At 52.2% G+C, this 14613-nt stretch carries 15 protein-coding genes; 13 read left to right on the forward strand and 2 right to left on the reverse strand.

What is annotated here, in order from left to right; genetic code table 11:
- Positions 1-41 precede the first annotated feature (41 nt).
- Positions 42-188: a hypothetical protein gene (locus HMPREF3192_RS06785; RefSeq protein ID WP_156422852.1), complete on the reverse strand. Its 147-nt coding sequence runs from the start codon at positions 186-188 to the stop codon at positions 42-44.
- 519 nt (positions 189-707) lie between these two features.
- Here HMPREF3192_RS06785 and rpsF point away from each other — a divergent pair.
- From rpsF to HMPREF3192_RS03670, 9 genes are all read left to right on the forward strand, one after another.
- Positions 708-1001 carry a 30S ribosomal protein S6 gene (rpsF, locus tag HMPREF3192_RS03630; protein ID WP_066305457.1) on the forward strand — a complete coding sequence of 98 codons (294 nt, stop codon included), beginning with the start codon at positions 708-710 and terminating at the stop codon, positions 999-1001.
- A 43-nt stretch (positions 1002-1044) separates the two neighbouring features.
- Complete coding sequence (locus tag HMPREF3192_RS03635; RefSeq protein ID WP_066305459.1) at positions 1045-1491, forward strand: single-stranded DNA-binding protein; 447 nt, start codon at positions 1045-1047, stop codon at positions 1489-1491.
- A gap of 60 nt (positions 1492-1551) precedes the next feature.
- On the forward strand, positions 1552-1818 hold the full coding sequence (rpsR, locus tag HMPREF3192_RS03640) for a 30S ribosomal protein S18 (protein WP_066305462.1): 267 nt from the start codon (positions 1552-1554) through the stop codon (positions 1816-1818).
- 55 nt (positions 1819-1873) lie between these two features.
- Positions 1874-2452, forward strand: a complete 579-nt coding sequence (rplI, locus tag HMPREF3192_RS03645) for a 50S ribosomal protein L9 (RefSeq protein WP_066305465.1) — start codon at positions 1874-1876, stop codon at positions 2450-2452.
- Between the two features lie 482 nt (positions 2453-2934).
- A complete protein-coding gene (gene dnaB, locus HMPREF3192_RS03650; RefSeq protein ID WP_066305469.1) occupies positions 2935-4350 on the forward strand; it encodes a replicative DNA helicase in 1416 nt (471 codons plus the stop codon).
- Positions 4351-4555: 205 nt separating this feature from the next.
- On the forward strand, positions 4556-5836 hold the full coding sequence (locus tag HMPREF3192_RS03655) for an adenylosuccinate synthase (RefSeq protein ID WP_066305472.1): 1281 nt from the start codon (positions 4556-4558) through the stop codon (positions 5834-5836).
- Between the two features lie 101 nt (positions 5837-5937).
- Positions 5938-8232: a phosphoribosylamine--glycine ligase gene (purD, locus tag HMPREF3192_RS07070; RefSeq protein WP_082715626.1), complete on the forward strand. Its 2295-nt coding sequence runs from the start codon at positions 5938-5940 to the stop codon at positions 8230-8232.
- 5 nt (positions 8233-8237) lie between these two features.
- A complete protein-coding gene (locus tag HMPREF3192_RS03665; protein ID WP_082715627.1) occupies positions 8238-9065 on the forward strand; it encodes an NUDIX hydrolase in 828 nt (275 codons plus the stop codon).
- The gene (locus tag HMPREF3192_RS03670; RefSeq protein WP_197414557.1) at positions 9052-9978 is read left to right on the forward strand and encodes a hypothetical protein; all 927 of its coding nucleotides are present in this window, start codon (positions 9052-9054) and stop codon (positions 9976-9978) included. The genes HMPREF3192_RS03665 and HMPREF3192_RS03670 overlap by 14 nt, the downstream gene beginning before the upstream one ends.
- Here the strand turns inward: HMPREF3192_RS03670 and HMPREF3192_RS03675 are convergent.
- Complete coding sequence (locus HMPREF3192_RS03675; RefSeq protein ID WP_066305473.1) at positions 9975-10847, reverse strand: pyridoxamine kinase; 873 nt, start codon at positions 10845-10847, stop codon at positions 9975-9977. The two genes, HMPREF3192_RS03670 and HMPREF3192_RS03675, sit on opposite strands and share 4 nt — an antisense overlap.
- Positions 10848-11081: 234 nt before the next feature.
- Here HMPREF3192_RS03675 and purE point away from each other — a divergent pair, with 234 nt between their 5' ends.
- The 4 genes from purE (at position 11082) to purF (ending at position 14572) form a co-directional block, all read left to right on the forward strand.
- Positions 11082-11516 carry a 5-(carboxyamino)imidazole ribonucleotide mutase gene (gene purE, locus HMPREF3192_RS03680; protein ID WP_066305549.1) on the forward strand — a complete coding sequence of 145 codons (435 nt, stop codon included), beginning with the start codon at positions 11082-11084 and terminating at the stop codon, positions 11514-11516.
- A 35-nt stretch (positions 11517-11551) separates the two neighbouring features.
- Positions 11552-12001: a GatB/YqeY domain-containing protein gene (locus HMPREF3192_RS03685; RefSeq protein WP_066305474.1), complete on the forward strand. Its 450-nt coding sequence runs from the start codon at positions 11552-11554 to the stop codon at positions 11999-12001.
- 19 nt (positions 12002-12020) lie between these two features.
- On the forward strand, positions 12021-12959 hold the full coding sequence (gene srtB, locus HMPREF3192_RS03690) for a class B sortase (protein ID WP_082715628.1): 939 nt from the start codon (positions 12021-12023) through the stop codon (positions 12957-12959).
- A gap of 137 nt (positions 12960-13096) precedes the next feature.
- Positions 13097-14572: an amidophosphoribosyltransferase gene (gene purF / locus HMPREF3192_RS03695; protein WP_066305482.1), complete on the forward strand. Its 1476-nt coding sequence runs from the start codon at positions 13097-13099 to the stop codon at positions 14570-14572.
- Positions 14573-14613 lie beyond the last annotated feature (41 nt).

Raw genomic sequence — 14613 nt, forward strand, 5'->3', positions numbered from 1 at the left:
CCTTAAGCTCATCAGCGATTTTTGCTTTTAGCTGATTATGCTCAGCCTTTGTTTTTTATTAGTGGGTTGTCAATCAGTTTAATTGGCAAGCCGTGCTCCGCCAACGCATCTGCTGTACACTTATCTTTTTTATAATCGTGAAGCTGTTGATCATTAAGCTCATCTAAATTAAAAATTGAGTTATCCACTTCAGGCGCTTCACCCGTAAGTACCCATTGCGGATCGCGATATTTAAGTTTACGCTCAAGCAGACTGTGCTCACTTTAACGGCGCTTATTGCTGTGCTTTAACGACGATCTTCTCGCATATTTTTGTGTGTCGTGGCATTGCATCAATATGCTCGTGGCGCGCTGTTCCGCTGCTTGTGGTGTTGCTGCTGCCGCTAAAAGCACTGCCGCTAAAAGCGCCACCGCTTATAGCGTTGCCGCTGCCACTAAAAGGCGTGAAAAAAATTGTTAGATTCGTGTTGGTATAAACGTTTATGATACAAGCGTTCCTGTGAACGAGTGTGTGGTGACGCCGCATAGCGCTTGCCAACACACAAAGACGCACGGTACACAAAACGCATGGCAGGGCTCGTACATGTGAATTATTTCAAGAGTATGAGGACAATGGGGTAAAGTATGCTATCCTTGCAGAGCAAAACCTTTCCTGCTTCGGGTGCAACCTTCACGTCCCGGAGCCATTAGCCCAGAGGAGGTGACAATATGAAGGCTTATGAATTGTTGTTTTTCGTCGATCCCTCTTCAAATGAAGAGGTACGCGCTGGCATTATGAAGCGTGTTGAGGTGGCCATTACCGAAAACGGAGGTCAGGTCGACAGCGTCGATGACTGGGGTAAGCGTAAGCTTGCTTTCGAAATCGATAAGCTCAACGAGGGTGACTATACACTCATTAACTTCCATGCAGACCCAACTCAAATTGCAGAGCTTGATCGTATTCTCCGCATTAACGATGCGGTGAAGCGTCATATGGTTGTACGCCGCCCTGATAAGGACTAGTACTGGAAGGTGGGTTTATCCCACAAAGAGAGGTTGTGATCACATGAGCATTAATCGCGTGCTTCTTAGCGGAAACCTTACGCGCGACCCTGAATTAAAAGCAACAGCTGGCGGAACGCAGGTTTTGTCTTTTGGCCTTGCCGTTAACGACCGCCGTCGTAATTCGCAAACGGGTGATTGGGAAGACTATCCCAACTTTATTGACTGCGTCATGTTTGGTGCTCGTGCCGAAGCAGTATCTCGTTTTATTGCAAAAGGCGCCAAGGTTGCCATTGAGGGGAAGCTTCGTTATAGCTCGTGGGAGCGCGACGGTCAGCGTCGCAGCAAGCTCGAGGTTATCGTTGATGAGATTGAATTCCTCTCTCGAGGCCAGCAGGCGGGCACATCTGGATCGTTTGCCGCCTCTACTCCATCGGCTCCTGCAGCACCAAGGCCGCAGCAAGCACCTCCAACTGCCGCAGACTATGCCGATGAGGATATTCCGTTTTAAAAACGTTGGTGGTCGAAGGGCACTTGTGCTCAAGATCACTACATGAAAGGTAAATAGGACATGGCTACTGATTTTCAACACCAGCCGCGTCGTAAGTACTGCCAGTTCTGCAAGGAAGATGCAAAGTTTATTGACTATAAAGACGTGCAACTTCTTCGCAAATATATGACGGATCGTGGAAAGATTAAACCCCGTCGTGTTACTGGCGCTTGCACGCAGCACCAGCATGATATCGCGCTTGCCATCAAGCGCGCCCGCGAGATGGCCCTTGTGCCATACACCGTTCCTGTGGTATCTAGCCGCGGCGGCCGCCGTGAGCGTAACTAGCCCGCAATTCGTAACCAAAAATCGCACACCATGTGCGATTGTGTAAGGAGTGTCCATGAAAGTCATCCTTTTGGGTGAGCTGAGGGGCAAAGGTGGCGAAGGCGACGTCGTAGACGTTGCACAGGGCTATGCGGAGAACTTCTTGTTCCCAAACCGTATGGCTCTCGCTGCGACCCCAGGCAACATCAAACAGCTTGAAGAGCGCCGTCACAACATTGCAAAGCGTGAAGAGAAGCGCATTGCCACGGCTGAGCAGACGAAGAACGCTCTTGAGGGTAAAAATGTACAGATCGCCGTCAAGGTTGGCGAAGAGGGTCAATTGTTTGGCTCTGTCACCAATGCCATGATTGCCGATGCTGTAAAAGAGCAGTTGGATATTGAGATTGATCGTAAGCGCATTGAGCACCACACCATCAAGGTTGCTGGTGTTCATGAGGTTGTTATTAACCTGTACCGCGAGATCAGCGCAAAATTGCAACTGATCGTTGGCGGTGCTTCTGCGCAGGCTGCCGAGAAGACCGACGAGGTTGTCGAGTCTGTCGAGGCCAATGACGCCGCTGCCGAGACTGCCGCCGATGAGGTTATCGAGTCCGTTGAGGCTGCTGACACCGCTTCAGAAGCAAGTGATGAATAAGCAGTTGAATAAGCGCTTGTTTTTATAAACGAACAGCTGTTTCAACAATTTTCATCAGTGTGACAATAGGTAGGTAGAAGCAAGTCTATTGAGTTTTTAACAAATGCCCCGCTCGTACGTGCATGTATAAGCGGGGCATATTTTTGTATAGATTCTAGAACAAGCCGTTTACCTGCATAAATAATGATTATGCAGGTAGAAGTGGGTAAAGTTTAGGTAAAATTCAAGAAAAGTGCTCTATCGCGAAAAACTTTTAAAATTGTCGAAAACTTTTTTGTTCGCCAGCAAAAAATTGTTGAAAACGTCGAAAACTTACGTTTGCAAGGGTAGACGCCGCCCGCTCTCTACAATCGCATTGTTGAAACTTGTCTCGAACCGTTTCTGCACAAAATGATACTTGCATTTGGTTTACCATTCTGGTCAAGGAAAGTTTTTAAGCGCTGTCTGGAAGAGATGTCTAAGGAAGACAGGCTAAAAAGGAGATGACATTGCCCACAGCAACACCATATAACGATCGGCCCACAAGTCACGCACCCGCGCCAACGCCCCCCGAGGCTGGCGTAAAAATGCCGCAGGACTCCTCTGCCGAAGCGGCCGTGCTTGCTGCTATGCTCATCTCTGCGGACATTTTGGAAGAGTGCCTTTCCTTTTTAAAGAGCGACGACTTCTATGCCCCTTCTCATCAGCTTATTTTTACAGCAATGCAGCAGTTGCACGATACGGGTCGTCCTGTTGATGCTATCTCGGTGGCAGACAATTTAAAAAGCAACAACCAGCTTGACCGTATTGGTGGCCCTTCCTACCTGGTTGACTTAAGCTCAAACACCCTGTCGCTTGCCTCGTGGAAGTATCACAGCGAAATTATTCGTCGCAACGCCACGTTGCGCGAGATTATTAAAACTTCGTCGCAAATTACCGCGCTCGCGTTTAGTGCGCCAGAAGATACAAAAGAAGTGGTAAACGACGCAGAACAGATGCTTTTAAATGTGACCAACCGCGCCATCCGTTCTACCTATTCGGGCATCTCGGATGTCATGGAGGAGTTGTTTGAAGAACTGGATGAGCAGTCGCGCAACCAGACGGATATTCTCGGCATAAAAACGCGCTTTCCTGGTATCGACCGCGCGCTGTTAGGTATGCGTCCTGGGCAAATGATTGTTATTGGTGCTCGTCCTGGTGTGGGAAAGACATCGTTTTGTTTGAATCTTGCTGTTAACGCCGCCGCCGAAGGCGCATCCGTTGCGCTCTTCTCGCTCGAAATGAGTAAAAAAGAAATTGCCCAGCGCTTGTTGTCGGCGCAAGCAAAAATTAATCTGCAGGCAATCCGTTCGGCAAACATCAAGGACGCGATGTGGCCACAAATTGTACAGGCTACGTCGGAGTTATCGGCACTCGATATCATGATTGACGACACCCCTGGCACCACCGTTACCGAAATTCGTGCAAAAGCCCGCCGCATGCTGCATGGCAAGAAAAACGGCATTGTGATCATCGACTATCTGCAGCTTGTGTCTCCTCCTTCTGCGGGGCGCCGTGCCGACAGCCGCGCAACGGAAGTTTCCGAAATGTCGCGTGGCATCAAAATTATGGCTAAGGATCTCGAAGTTCCCGTCGTCGCGCTTTCGCAGCTCAACCGTCAGGTTGCCGACCGTAAGGGTCAGCGCCCACAGCTGAGTGACCTGCGCGAATCTGGTTCTATTGAGCAGGACGCCGACATCGTTATTCTTCTCGACCGCTCAATGACCGCTGAAGAAGCCGCACGCGATGATCGCCCGAAGGAAAATGTCACCGACTTTATTATTGCGAAGAACCGTTCTGGCCCGCTGGCTATCGTGCATTTGGTGTTTATGCCTGCCTCAACAAAATTCGTGGAGCTCGCGCAAGATTACGAGAATTAATATATCGACTGCCTGCGCATTGCTATACTAAAAGTCTGAAGTTAAAAACAGGTTTATGTTGTTGTGTCACGGGCGCAGGTTGCCTTAAGCAACCTGCGGTATGGCAGCGCGCATATGCGACCTGCTGTATAATAACCTGCTGCAAAACAACCTGCGGTATAAAATCTTATACAACCTGCTGTATAAAAACTATTGAGGAGCGCATATGTCTGCATCAGTATTGGTGGGAACCCAGTGGGGCGACGAAGGTAAAGGCAAGGTCACCGACCTGATTTCGGGCGATTTTGACGTTGTCTGTCGATATGCTGGTGGCGCTAATGCGGGCCACACGGTCATTGCCAACGGACATAAGCTCGCACTGCACCAGGTGCCTTCGGGCGTGATGTATAAGGGAACTTATCCCGTCATTGGCAACGGTTGCATTGTTGACCCCGAGGTTCTTCTCGGCGAGATCGACATGCTCGAGCAGCAGGGTATTTCCTGCAAGGATTTGAAGATTTCGGGCAACGCGCACATCGTGATGCCGTACCACAAGGACCTCGATGGCGCCCACGAAAAGAAGCTCGGCAAAAATCTGATCGGCACGACCAAACGCGGCGTTGGCCCCACCTACATGGACAAGATGAACCGCACGGGTCTGCGCATTCAGGACATGCTTGATGAGAAGATCTTTCGCGAGAAACTGGATGCGGCGCTCGCATATACCAATCCCATTCTCGAGAAGGTCTACGAGCTGCCGACCTATACCACTGATCAAATCTGCAAAACCTACTTGCCCTACGCTGAGCGCATTCGCCCCTACATTGTCGAAAGTTCGCTTTTCTTAAACGAGCAGCTTGAGGCAGGTAAAAATATCCTCTTTGAGGGCGCGCAGGCAACGATGCTCGATATTGACCACGGTACCTACCCCTTCGTGACATCGAGTAACTGCACAGCCGGTGGCGCAGTCACTGGCTCAGGCGTTGGCCCTACGCAAATCAAACGCGTGCTCGGCATTGCAAAAGCTTATCTTACACGCGTTGGCTCAGGCCCGTTCCCCACGGAATTGTTTGACGAGACGGGCGATCTTCTCGGCGAAGTGGGCCATGAGTATGGCGTTACCACGGGTCGTAAGCGTCGTTGCGGCTGGTACGATGCGGTGGTTGTCAATTATGCAGCTCGCGTCAACGGCCTGACCGATCTCGCGATTACCAAGCTTGATGTGCTTGGCTGCGTGGACGAGATTAAGGTGTGTGTCGCATACGAGTGCAACGGTCGCCGCTACACGACGGTTCCCGAGCATCAGAGCGTCTTTTATCACGCAAAACCTGTGTACGAAACGCTTCCTGGCTGGAAGATGGACATTTCGGGCGTGCGAAACTTTTATCAGCTTCCTCGAGAGGCGAAAGACTATATCGATTTTCTCGAGCAGCTCGCAGGCGTTCGCATTTCCATTATCACGGTTGGTCCCGACCGAGAACAAACCATCGATCGCTACTGGAACTAATACGCGTGGGGCTAAAGAGCGCACCACGCAGCACAAAATGCACTCAGCATGAAAGATGTCTATGAACTAATACATACGAAAGAGAAGCGGAAGTAAGAACTGTGACTGAGGTTACGACTCAAAAAATGCACCCCACGGCCTCTTTTGCGATTGTTACCGATACAGCGTGTGACCTGAGCGAAGAGTGGCTTGCTCAAAAAAACGTCGCCCTTGCGCCTATGTACATCCACATGGGTGGTAAGACGATGCGAGATTACATTGATATTGCGGCGCCAGATTTTTATTTAGCCGCAGCTCAAGCGCGTAAGCAAGCGACTACGAGTGCGCCGTCGGCCGAAGAATATAAAAAGATTTTTCAAGACCTGTTAGATCAGGGCTATGCCAACATCGTGTCGGTCCACCTTTCGAGCAAGGTCAGTGCCTCGCATGGCATGGCTTGCGTTGCGATTCGCGAGCTTGATGCTGCCGAGAAGATCGTGGCGCTCGATTCAAAAACCATGTCAGCAGCCGAAGGCTTTATTGTCGAGGATCTCGTGGCTTCTCGAGAAAACAACGTAAGTTTTGCCGACGCGCTTGTCCACGCGCACAAAATTATTAAAGCAACACGCCTTTTTGTAGTTCCTGCTCGTGGCACTGTGCTGGGAAATAACGGCCATCGTTCGTGCGGTGTTCGCGGCAAAACACGTGCACTATTGAGCAATTTCTCGAGGAATCGCACACTTTTTGAAATTGATGAGGAAGGCCGCTTCTTCCGTATTGCTTCGAGCGAGGTACTGGTCCGCCTTGCAGGAGATATCGTCCGCGAGATGAGTCTGTATTCGCAAAAGGTCGGCCCGCTCGCGTATGCCGAAATCAGCTCGGGCATGCCCCGCGACCTCGAAATTACCGAGAAACCCATGGACACCAACGAGTTCGAGAAGCGCCGCATTCGTATTTCAAACGTCTCAGCCGCAACAGCGGTACACCTTGGTGTCAGTGCCGTTGGTGTGGCATTTTTGCCGGACGGTCTTATCGGCATGGCGCATGAAGATGCGGCCCAGCGCCGCGAAGCTGAGGTTGTGGTGCGCACTGCCGAGAAGGTTGCAGCTGCCGATAAATCCGCGGACAAGAAGATCAACATCTTGCTCCTTGGTTCGGGCGGACGCGAGCATGCCTTGCTCACCAAATTGCAAGCTTCTCCTCGCGCAGGAAAATGCTATGTTTGCCCTGGTAACGGAGGGATGTGGACCATCGCGCGCAAAGCCGATTTCGATGCGGCCAACCCACAAGCGGTAGTCGAGTTTGCACGCACTCACGACATAGATCTTGTGGTTATCGGTCCCGAGGCGCCGCTCGTGCAAGGTGTTGCTGACGTCGTACACGAGGCAGGCATTGCTGTCTTTGGTCCTACCCGCGCCGCCGCTCAGATGGAAGGCTCCAAGCGTTTTGCAAAAGAAATTATGCAGCGTGCTGGCGTTCCTACGGCTGCCTATCAAGCCTTTACCGATGAGGCGGCGTGCCAGGAATATGTCGCGACCCAACCAACCCCGCTTGTTGTGAAGGCAGATGGTCTTGCTGCAGGTAAGGGTGTCATTATCGCACAAACTGCCGATGAGGCTTACGCAGCGGTTCACGAGTGCTTCACCGCTTTTGGCAACGCTGGTCAAACGGTGGTTGTCGAAGAATTTCTCAAAGGGCCAGAATGCTCGCTGCTGACGCTCACTGATGGTAAGACCGTCATTCCTCTTGCCACTGCGCAAGATCACAAGCGCGCGCTCGAGGGCGATACGGGCCCCAACACAGGCGGCATGGGCGTGTATTCACCCGTACCTTTTGTGACTGATGATGAAATGCAGCAGATGATCTCGATTCAAAAGCGCGTGGTTGCTCAACTGGCGTCCGAGGGTATCACCTATAAAGGTTGCCTCTACGGTGGCTTTATGCTTACCAAAGACGGTCCCAAGGTGCTGGAATTTAACGCGCGCTTTGGCGACCCCGAGACGCAGGTCATTTTGCCTCGCATGCAGGCCGATCTCCTTGACATTTTTATGCATATTGATGCAGACACACTCGATGAGGTTTCTGTCGCGTGGGACGATCGCTGGGCCGTTTCGGTAGTGCTCACCGCCGCAGGTTACCCAGGTGCTTACAAAAAGGGTGACGTCATCTCGGGCATCGAGCAGGCCAGTGCGTTGCCAGATGTGCTTATCTACCAGGCTGGTACAAGCCTTAATGAGAAAGACGAGCTTGTCACAGCGGGGGGACGCGTGATTAACGTGACAGCGCTGGGCGACAGCTTCGAGCAGGCTCGCGAGAAGGCCTATGCGGCATGCGAACTCATTCACTTTGTAGGAAAAACCTATCGTTGTGACATCGGTCTTCGGGCCTTGCGCGGACGCCGCGCGTGGGAGGTGTAGCGGCTATGACAACACATGACGAGAAGCTCGACGAGCTGGCGCAGGAGTCGCAGCTGCCGCAAGAATCGGTGCGCCACCCGCACGCGTCGTATCAGCAGACGCCGCACCAGCAGCCGACGCGCCACCTGTCTGGCACACCGCTTAAGCGCAAACTGGTGCTGGGTGACACCGACCCGCATGATGCGGCGTTGCACGAAACCGTGCTTTCGGAGAACCGCATTTGGGATGGGAAGATTTTTTCGGTTGATCGCCTGAAAGTTGCCATACCCACAGGCGAAGAATCGATCCGCGACGTCGTGCGTCACACGGGTGCCGTTGCTGTCGTGGGTCTGACCGACGAAGGCTATATTTGCTTGGTGCGCCAGTATCGTGTGGCGCTCGATCGCGTTACGGTGGAAATTCCCGCAGGCAAGCTCGAGCCTGGGGAAGATCCCTTAGCCGCTGCCCGTCGCGAATTGCTTGAAGAGACGGGGATGGAAGCAGCACACATTGCATATTTAACAACCATTACGAGTTCGGTGGGCTTCTCGGATGAGCTCGTGCACATTTATATGGCAACAGGCCTTCATTTTGTGGCATCTCATCCTGATCCTGAAGAGTTTATCAACGTTGATCTTGTCGAGTTGAGCGATCTTGTTGATGCTGTTTTGGATGGACAGATTGAAGACGCCAAGACGGTAGTCGGGGCTCTTATCTGCGATGCCGTTGGACACAGACTTGCGCTGCAAGAGACGATCGATGTAGATGCTGACGCGCCCGCCGTTGCGGACACACCACGAGCCGCAACGGCGTCACAAGAGGTGATCGATGTGGAGGAGCATGGCCGTTCATAAGTTCAACAAAGATAAATTTTTGAGCGGAGACGAGGCGGAAGAGCTCTTCTCGACGCTCGACGAGACGGGCCACCCCAACATCAAGGTCGCGCGCGAGCAGCACGAACGCCGTGCCCATAAGCAGGCTCCTCGCGAAATCGACCCGCTTTCGAACGAGGATCCTTCGGGCGCCACCACCGACCGTACGATTCGCCGCACTGCTGTTGCCTTCGTGCTCATCACGCTTGCGGTCATCATGCTTGCTCAAACGTCGTGCGGTGTCATTCGCCGCGTTTCAACAGCGCATCTTTCAAAAGAGGTGAGCGTTACCAGTGTGTCGCGCTCCCTGCAAAACGGTATCGAATGGGGCAACGGCTACACCTCGTTCCCCGGCGAGTTTAGCGTGGAACAGGCTGACGAGAATAGCGGCATTGTGGAAGTGTCGGTCGTGGATGTTTCGTCGGCTAATGCTGCGGAATGTTTTTCATCTTCGCAGGTGCAAGCCTCGGCGCTCTCTATCAACGCGCTGCTTAACCCTAACATTCACGCCGTCATTTATCACGTTAAGGTGCGCACGGACGACCAGGGTAATTTCCTGCACAATACGATGTTTGGTTTCTTGCGCCCCGTGGGCACCCTGCGCAGCTTTATGACCTTTGTCTGGACTAAAAACACCTCTGAGCAGGGCGTTAATTTTACCTGCCGCATTACGGGTCTCGACGAGCAAACGACGGCTGGCATTCGCAAAAAGCTGCAGGCAAACCTTGTCTTAAGCGACATTTTGGCACCCCCAGGCACCAAGCCGGGCACCAAGGCAAAGAATGACAAAGTAAGCGCCGCCGATGGCAAGGAAAACACAGCCGACGATAAGTCAAAAGACGCTGACACCAAGTCTGCCGAGAAGATCAACGGATCGGATGCAGCTACAAACTAGCACATCAACGCCGTCAGCTCTCCAAGTGTGGTTTCAAAACTGACACCGCGCTGCTGGTAGTTGGGCTGCTTAAGCGTCTTTTGCATCGCATGACGAACGGTGTCGCTGGCAAATTGTGCTGCCGTCTGCAAATCACGCTCGTTCATAATCGCCGCGATGCAGCATGAAGCAAACAGATCGCCCGTGCCGTGAAGCATAAAGGGAAGCAGCTCAGAGCTGACCTCGACCAGATCAAAATCTTTTCCTGCAAGATAATTGCGAATTTTGCCGTCGCCCTTAACAATGCCCTTGAGCACCACATTGTGCGCACCAAGACCAATGAGCGAATCCATGATCTTATCGATAGCTTCTTTTGAAGGATTGCTTCCAGGATAGTCCATGCTCGCCAAAAACGCCGCCTCGGTCATGTTGGGCGTCAGCAGGTCGGCGCCATCTACCAGCTCGCGCATGGCACAACAAAGCTCATCGGTATAGGTTGGATAGATTTTGCCCGCGTCTCCCATGACAGGATCAACAAAACGCAAAGCCTCAGGGTATTCTCGGTAGAGGCGCTGAATGATCGAAACCTGCTCGGCCGATCCCAAAAATCCAGAATAGACGCCGTCGAGATCGACGTTCTCCTGCTTCCACGCGTCGAGATAGTCCGAAAGCATGGATGTGGTGTCGTGCATATAAAAGACCTCGTACGCGGTGTGGGCCGAGAAGAGCGACGTGGGCACGGGACACACATCGCAGCCCGCCGCACTTAACACGGGGATGGCAACGCCGAGCGAGCACTTTCCGTAGCCGCACAAATCGTGTACCGCCGCAATGCGCGGGATATAATCGGTGGGTTTTTTATACAACTGCACTTGTGATGCCAACAACATGCGTCCTCCTTGACTATAACTATGGTAGGGATATACAAGGGTACACCAAACTAGCAATGAAGAAAGGCTTTTGGTATGGATCAGCAACAAAACCAACAGTTTATTCGGTTCACTCAGTCCGCCGCCGAGAATGACTGCGCGACCGCGCAGGTCGAGAAGGGCCGCGAGGTTGAGAAGCCCGCTGAGGACGCGCTGCAGCAGCACTCCGACACCACGCCGCTCGTTGGCATCATCATGGGCTCGAAGTCCGACATGCCCACCATGGAAGCGTGCACCAAGCAGCTCAACGAATTTCATGTGCCCTACGAGCTGATTATTGCGTCTGCGCATCGTACACCCGATAAGGTGCATACCTGGGCTGCAGGCGCTGCCGATCGCGGACTTAAAGTCATCATCGCTGCTGCAGGTAAAGCGGCGCACTTGGGTGGCGTTGTTGCCGCATTTACCCCGCTTCCCATCGTGGGTGTTCCCATGAAAACATCCGACTTAGGAGGCATGGATTCGTTACTTTCCATGGTGCAAATGCCTTCTGGGGTACCTGTGGCTTGCGTGGCCATTGGAGGCGCAAAAAATGCAGCTATTTATGCGACGCAAATTTTAGGAGCGACACTTCCCGAATATCGTAGGGTTATTGAGGACTTTAAAAAAGCCATGGCTCAAGACGCATAATAAGTTTTACAGTAGAACCCTACGAGGAGAATACCATGCAAAAAGCAGCGTTACTTACACAGATTAAGGATGCCATGAAGGCCCGCGACAAAGTGAGGCTTTCTATTTTGCGTCAGATCAATCAAGCGATTAAGCAAATCGAAGTCGACCAACGTCGAGAAGTGACCGAGGCTGATGTTGATGCATGCACAAAAAAGCTTTTAAAGGTGACGCGCGAGGAGCTTGATGCCCTGAATAAGGCAGATGCGCAGTCGCATGCCGATCGCATAGCGGATCTCTTTCAGCAGGCAGATATTTTAAGTTCGTTGTTACCCACACAGCTCGAAGGAGCAGCGTTGGCGCAGCAAATCGACGAACTTATCGACAGCCTACAAGCAACAACAAAGCGCGACATGGGTAAACTCATGGGGGCGCTTTCGAAGCAAACCAACGGTAATTTTGATAAACCCGCTGCCGCAGCGTATTTGGGCAGCAAACTCGTTTAAAAACCCATGAGGAGTGGTTATGGCACGGCACTTCGAATCCGATCCGAATGAGTCAACCGCACTGCGCTTTGAGCAGCGTGGCGCGCAAGCCAGTGCGCAAACTGGTGCGCCCGCATCACAGCTCGGCGCGAAACAAAATGCATATCTGTCGGGTGATCTTGGTAAGGATTCAAGCAAGGGAGCTGGCAAAAGGCCAGGTAAAAAGAAGCGTTCCATTTCGAGCATCATCTCCAACCTCATGCTTGTTATCGGCATTGTGCTCTTAGCCGTTGCAGGATTTATGTGGGGTAAAGCTCAATGGGATTATCACGAGCAGGATAAAACAAATCAAAAACTGGCGACCTATGCCCAGCTTCCCGAAAAAGGCGGTCCTCCCAAGGTTGACTGGAAGGGCCTAAAGGCGGTCAACAAAGATGTCGTCGGCTGGATTCAAGTTCCACACACCGTCATTAATTACCCCGTCTACCAGGGAGCCTCCAACGATACCTATCTCAACACCACAGCGGAAGGCGTGCACGGCGTTGGCGGTCAAATCTTTTTGGATTACGAAAACAAAAAACCTGGCATGCTTGACCAGCAGACGCTTATTTATGGACACCACCTTAAAAATGGCACCATGTTTAAGCAGATTGCCGACATGGATAAGCAGGAGTTCTTTAACTCAATTGACACACTGTGGTATGTGACCGAGACGGGTATCTACGAGCTTGAGCCGCTCTTCTTGTACTACACCACAGGAGAAGATACCACCGTACGTCAGTTTAATTTCGAAAACGAAGAAGCATTCCAAAACTTCTTAAAAGAGAAGCTCGCGAAGGCGCAAACCAAGCGTAAAGATGCGGAAAAACTATTGCCCTCTGTTAAACATGTGCTAAGTTTAGGCACTTGTGACTATATTGAAGGATACGGACGTACTATTCTTGTATGTGCGATTAAGAGTGAGGTACACCCCTCCTAGACCCTCGCAGGCTTGTTGTGAGAACCGTCGAGGTTGTTGCGGAACCGCCAGAACCTTTGCGGTGATGTTGCAGAATCTCCGCAGTATTCTCGTCAGGCTTGTTGTGTTTATTCGATGCGTGTTGAAGGAGCGCTTGCATGCAAGATCTCCAGCTCAGGAATAGACAATGCGATCCATTCGAGCAGGATATGCTGCACGATGAGTGCGGCTTGTTTGGAATTTGGGCACCTGGACGTGATGTGGCACGTCTTACCTATTTTGGTATTTTTGCTTTACAGCATCGCGGTCAGGAATCTGCCGGTATTGCCGTCGGCGATGGTCAGACGGTACTCGTACGTAAAGATTTAGGGCACGTCAATCAGGTCTTTTCGGATGCTGATCTTACGGCTATGCCTGGAAAAACTGCCGTTGGGCATGTGCGGTACGGCACCAGTGGTGCCAAAAGTTGGGAAGCAGCACAGCCTCATCTTGCGGCCATTGATGCAACCATTATTGCACTTGCCCATAACGGGACACTTGTGAACACCGACGATGCGCGCCGTGAGCTCATGGAGCTAGGCGTGCATTTTCGTTCGAATACTGACTCGGAAGTGGCCGCCAAGCTCGTTGGCTATTACACACAGCAAACGCATCACTTACGACAGGGTATTGCCAAAACGATGAGCCTTATCGAGGGTGGTTATGCCATGGCGCTCGTGCGCGAAAATGCATTGTATGCATTTCGTGATCCCAACGGTATTCGTCCGCTGGTCATGGGTACTATTTCTGCGACCAAAACCGCTCCGCAGGCGTGGGTTGTTGCAAGCGAAACCTGCGCGCTCGATATTGTAGGGGCGCAGTACATCCGCGATGTTCGTCCTGGCGAGATTGTGCGCTTCTCGGATGAAGGAATGATCTGTGAGCAGGGCATTGCTCCTCGGCAGCCCGCGGAATGCATTTTTGAAGCGGTGTATTTTTCTCGTCCTGACACACGCATTCAAAATCGCTCGGTCTACTCGATGCGCTATGATATGGGAAGGCGCCTTGCGCAAGAAGCTCCCGTTGATGCTGACATCGTCATCGGCGTTCCCGATTCGGGCCTGCCACCAGCCGAAGGTTTTGCGCGCGAGTCGGGCATTCCTTTTGGCGAAGGCTTTGTAAAAAACCGCTATATTCAACGAACCTTTATTCAACCCACCGATGAACAGCGCAAACTCGGTGTTCGCCTTAAGCTCAACGCGCTGCCCGATAACGTATGCGGAAAGCGCGTGGTCATGGTTGATGACTCCATCGTGCGCGGCACGACCTCCATGCAAATTGTGCGCATGCTCAAGGATGCGGGTGCAACCGAGGTGCACGTGCGCATCAATTCCCCCGAGGTGGCGTGGCCCTGTTTTTATGGCATCGATACCGACGTGCAGTCGCAGCTCATTTCGGCACGCGCCAGCGTTGACGAGGTCTGCCGCTACATTGGAGCCGACTCACTTGCGTTTTTATCGGTCGACGGCCTGCTGGACTGCGTTCCCAAAACGGGCTATTGCACCGCCTGCTTTACTGGGCGCTATCCCGTTCGCATTCCCGACAGCTTTGCCGCTGGGAAGTTTATAGAAACTCGCACACCCGTGTACTACTAACCGCCTGTGCGTGTACCAGCGCTTATCCGCTGTACGCGCAT

Origin of the sequence: Atopobium deltae (assembly GCF_001552785.1) — a bacterium.
Taxonomy (GTDB): Bacteria; Actinomycetota; Coriobacteriia; order Coriobacteriales; family Atopobiaceae; genus Atopobium; species Atopobium deltae.

What these genes read in the sequence shown, in the direction of transcription:
- HMPREF3192_RS03670 (WP_197414557.1), top strand. Translation starts at nt 9,052, where the DNA reads ATGGCCGTTCATAAGTTCAACAAAGATAAATTTTTGAGCGGAGACGAG.
- rpsR (WP_066305462.1), top strand. Translation starts at nt 1,552, where the DNA reads ATGGCTACTGATTTTCAACACCAGCCGCGTCGTAAGTACTGCCAGTTC.
- HMPREF3192_RS03635 (WP_066305459.1), top strand. Translation starts at nt 1,045, where the DNA reads ATGAGCATTAATCGCGTGCTTCTTAGCGGAAACCTTACGCGCGACCCT.
- dnaB (WP_066305469.1), top strand. Translation starts at nt 2,935, where the DNA reads ATGACATTGCCCACAGCAACACCATATAACGATCGGCCCACAAGTCAC.
- rplI (WP_066305465.1), top strand. Translation starts at nt 1,874, where the DNA reads ATGAAAGTCATCCTTTTGGGTGAGCTGAGGGGCAAAGGTGGCGAAGGC.
- HMPREF3192_RS03655 (WP_066305472.1), top strand. Translation starts at nt 4,556, where the DNA reads ATGTCTGCATCAGTATTGGTGGGAACCCAGTGGGGCGACGAAGGTAAA.
- HMPREF3192_RS03685 (WP_066305474.1), top strand. Translation starts at nt 11,552, where the DNA reads ATGCAAAAAGCAGCGTTACTTACACAGATTAAGGATGCCATGAAGGCC.
- purE (WP_066305549.1), top strand. Translation starts at nt 11,082, where the DNA reads ATGGGCTCGAAGTCCGACATGCCCACCATGGAAGCGTGCACCAAGCAG.
- HMPREF3192_RS03665 (WP_082715627.1), top strand. Translation starts at nt 8,238, where the DNA reads ATGACAACACATGACGAGAAGCTCGACGAGCTGGCGCAGGAGTCGCAG.
- purF (WP_066305482.1), top strand. Translation starts at nt 13,097, where the DNA reads ATGCAAGATCTCCAGCTCAGGAATAGACAATGCGATCCATTCGAGCAG.
- srtB (WP_082715628.1), top strand. Translation starts at nt 12,021, where the DNA reads ATGGCACGGCACTTCGAATCCGATCCGAATGAGTCAACCGCACTGCGC.
- HMPREF3192_RS03675 (WP_066305473.1), bottom strand. Translation starts at nt 10,847, where the DNA reads ATGTTGTTGGCATCACAAGTGCAGTTGTATAAAAAACCCACCGATTAT.
- rpsF (WP_066305457.1), top strand. Translation starts at nt 708, where the DNA reads ATGAAGGCTTATGAATTGTTGTTTTTCGTCGATCCCTCTTCAAATGAA.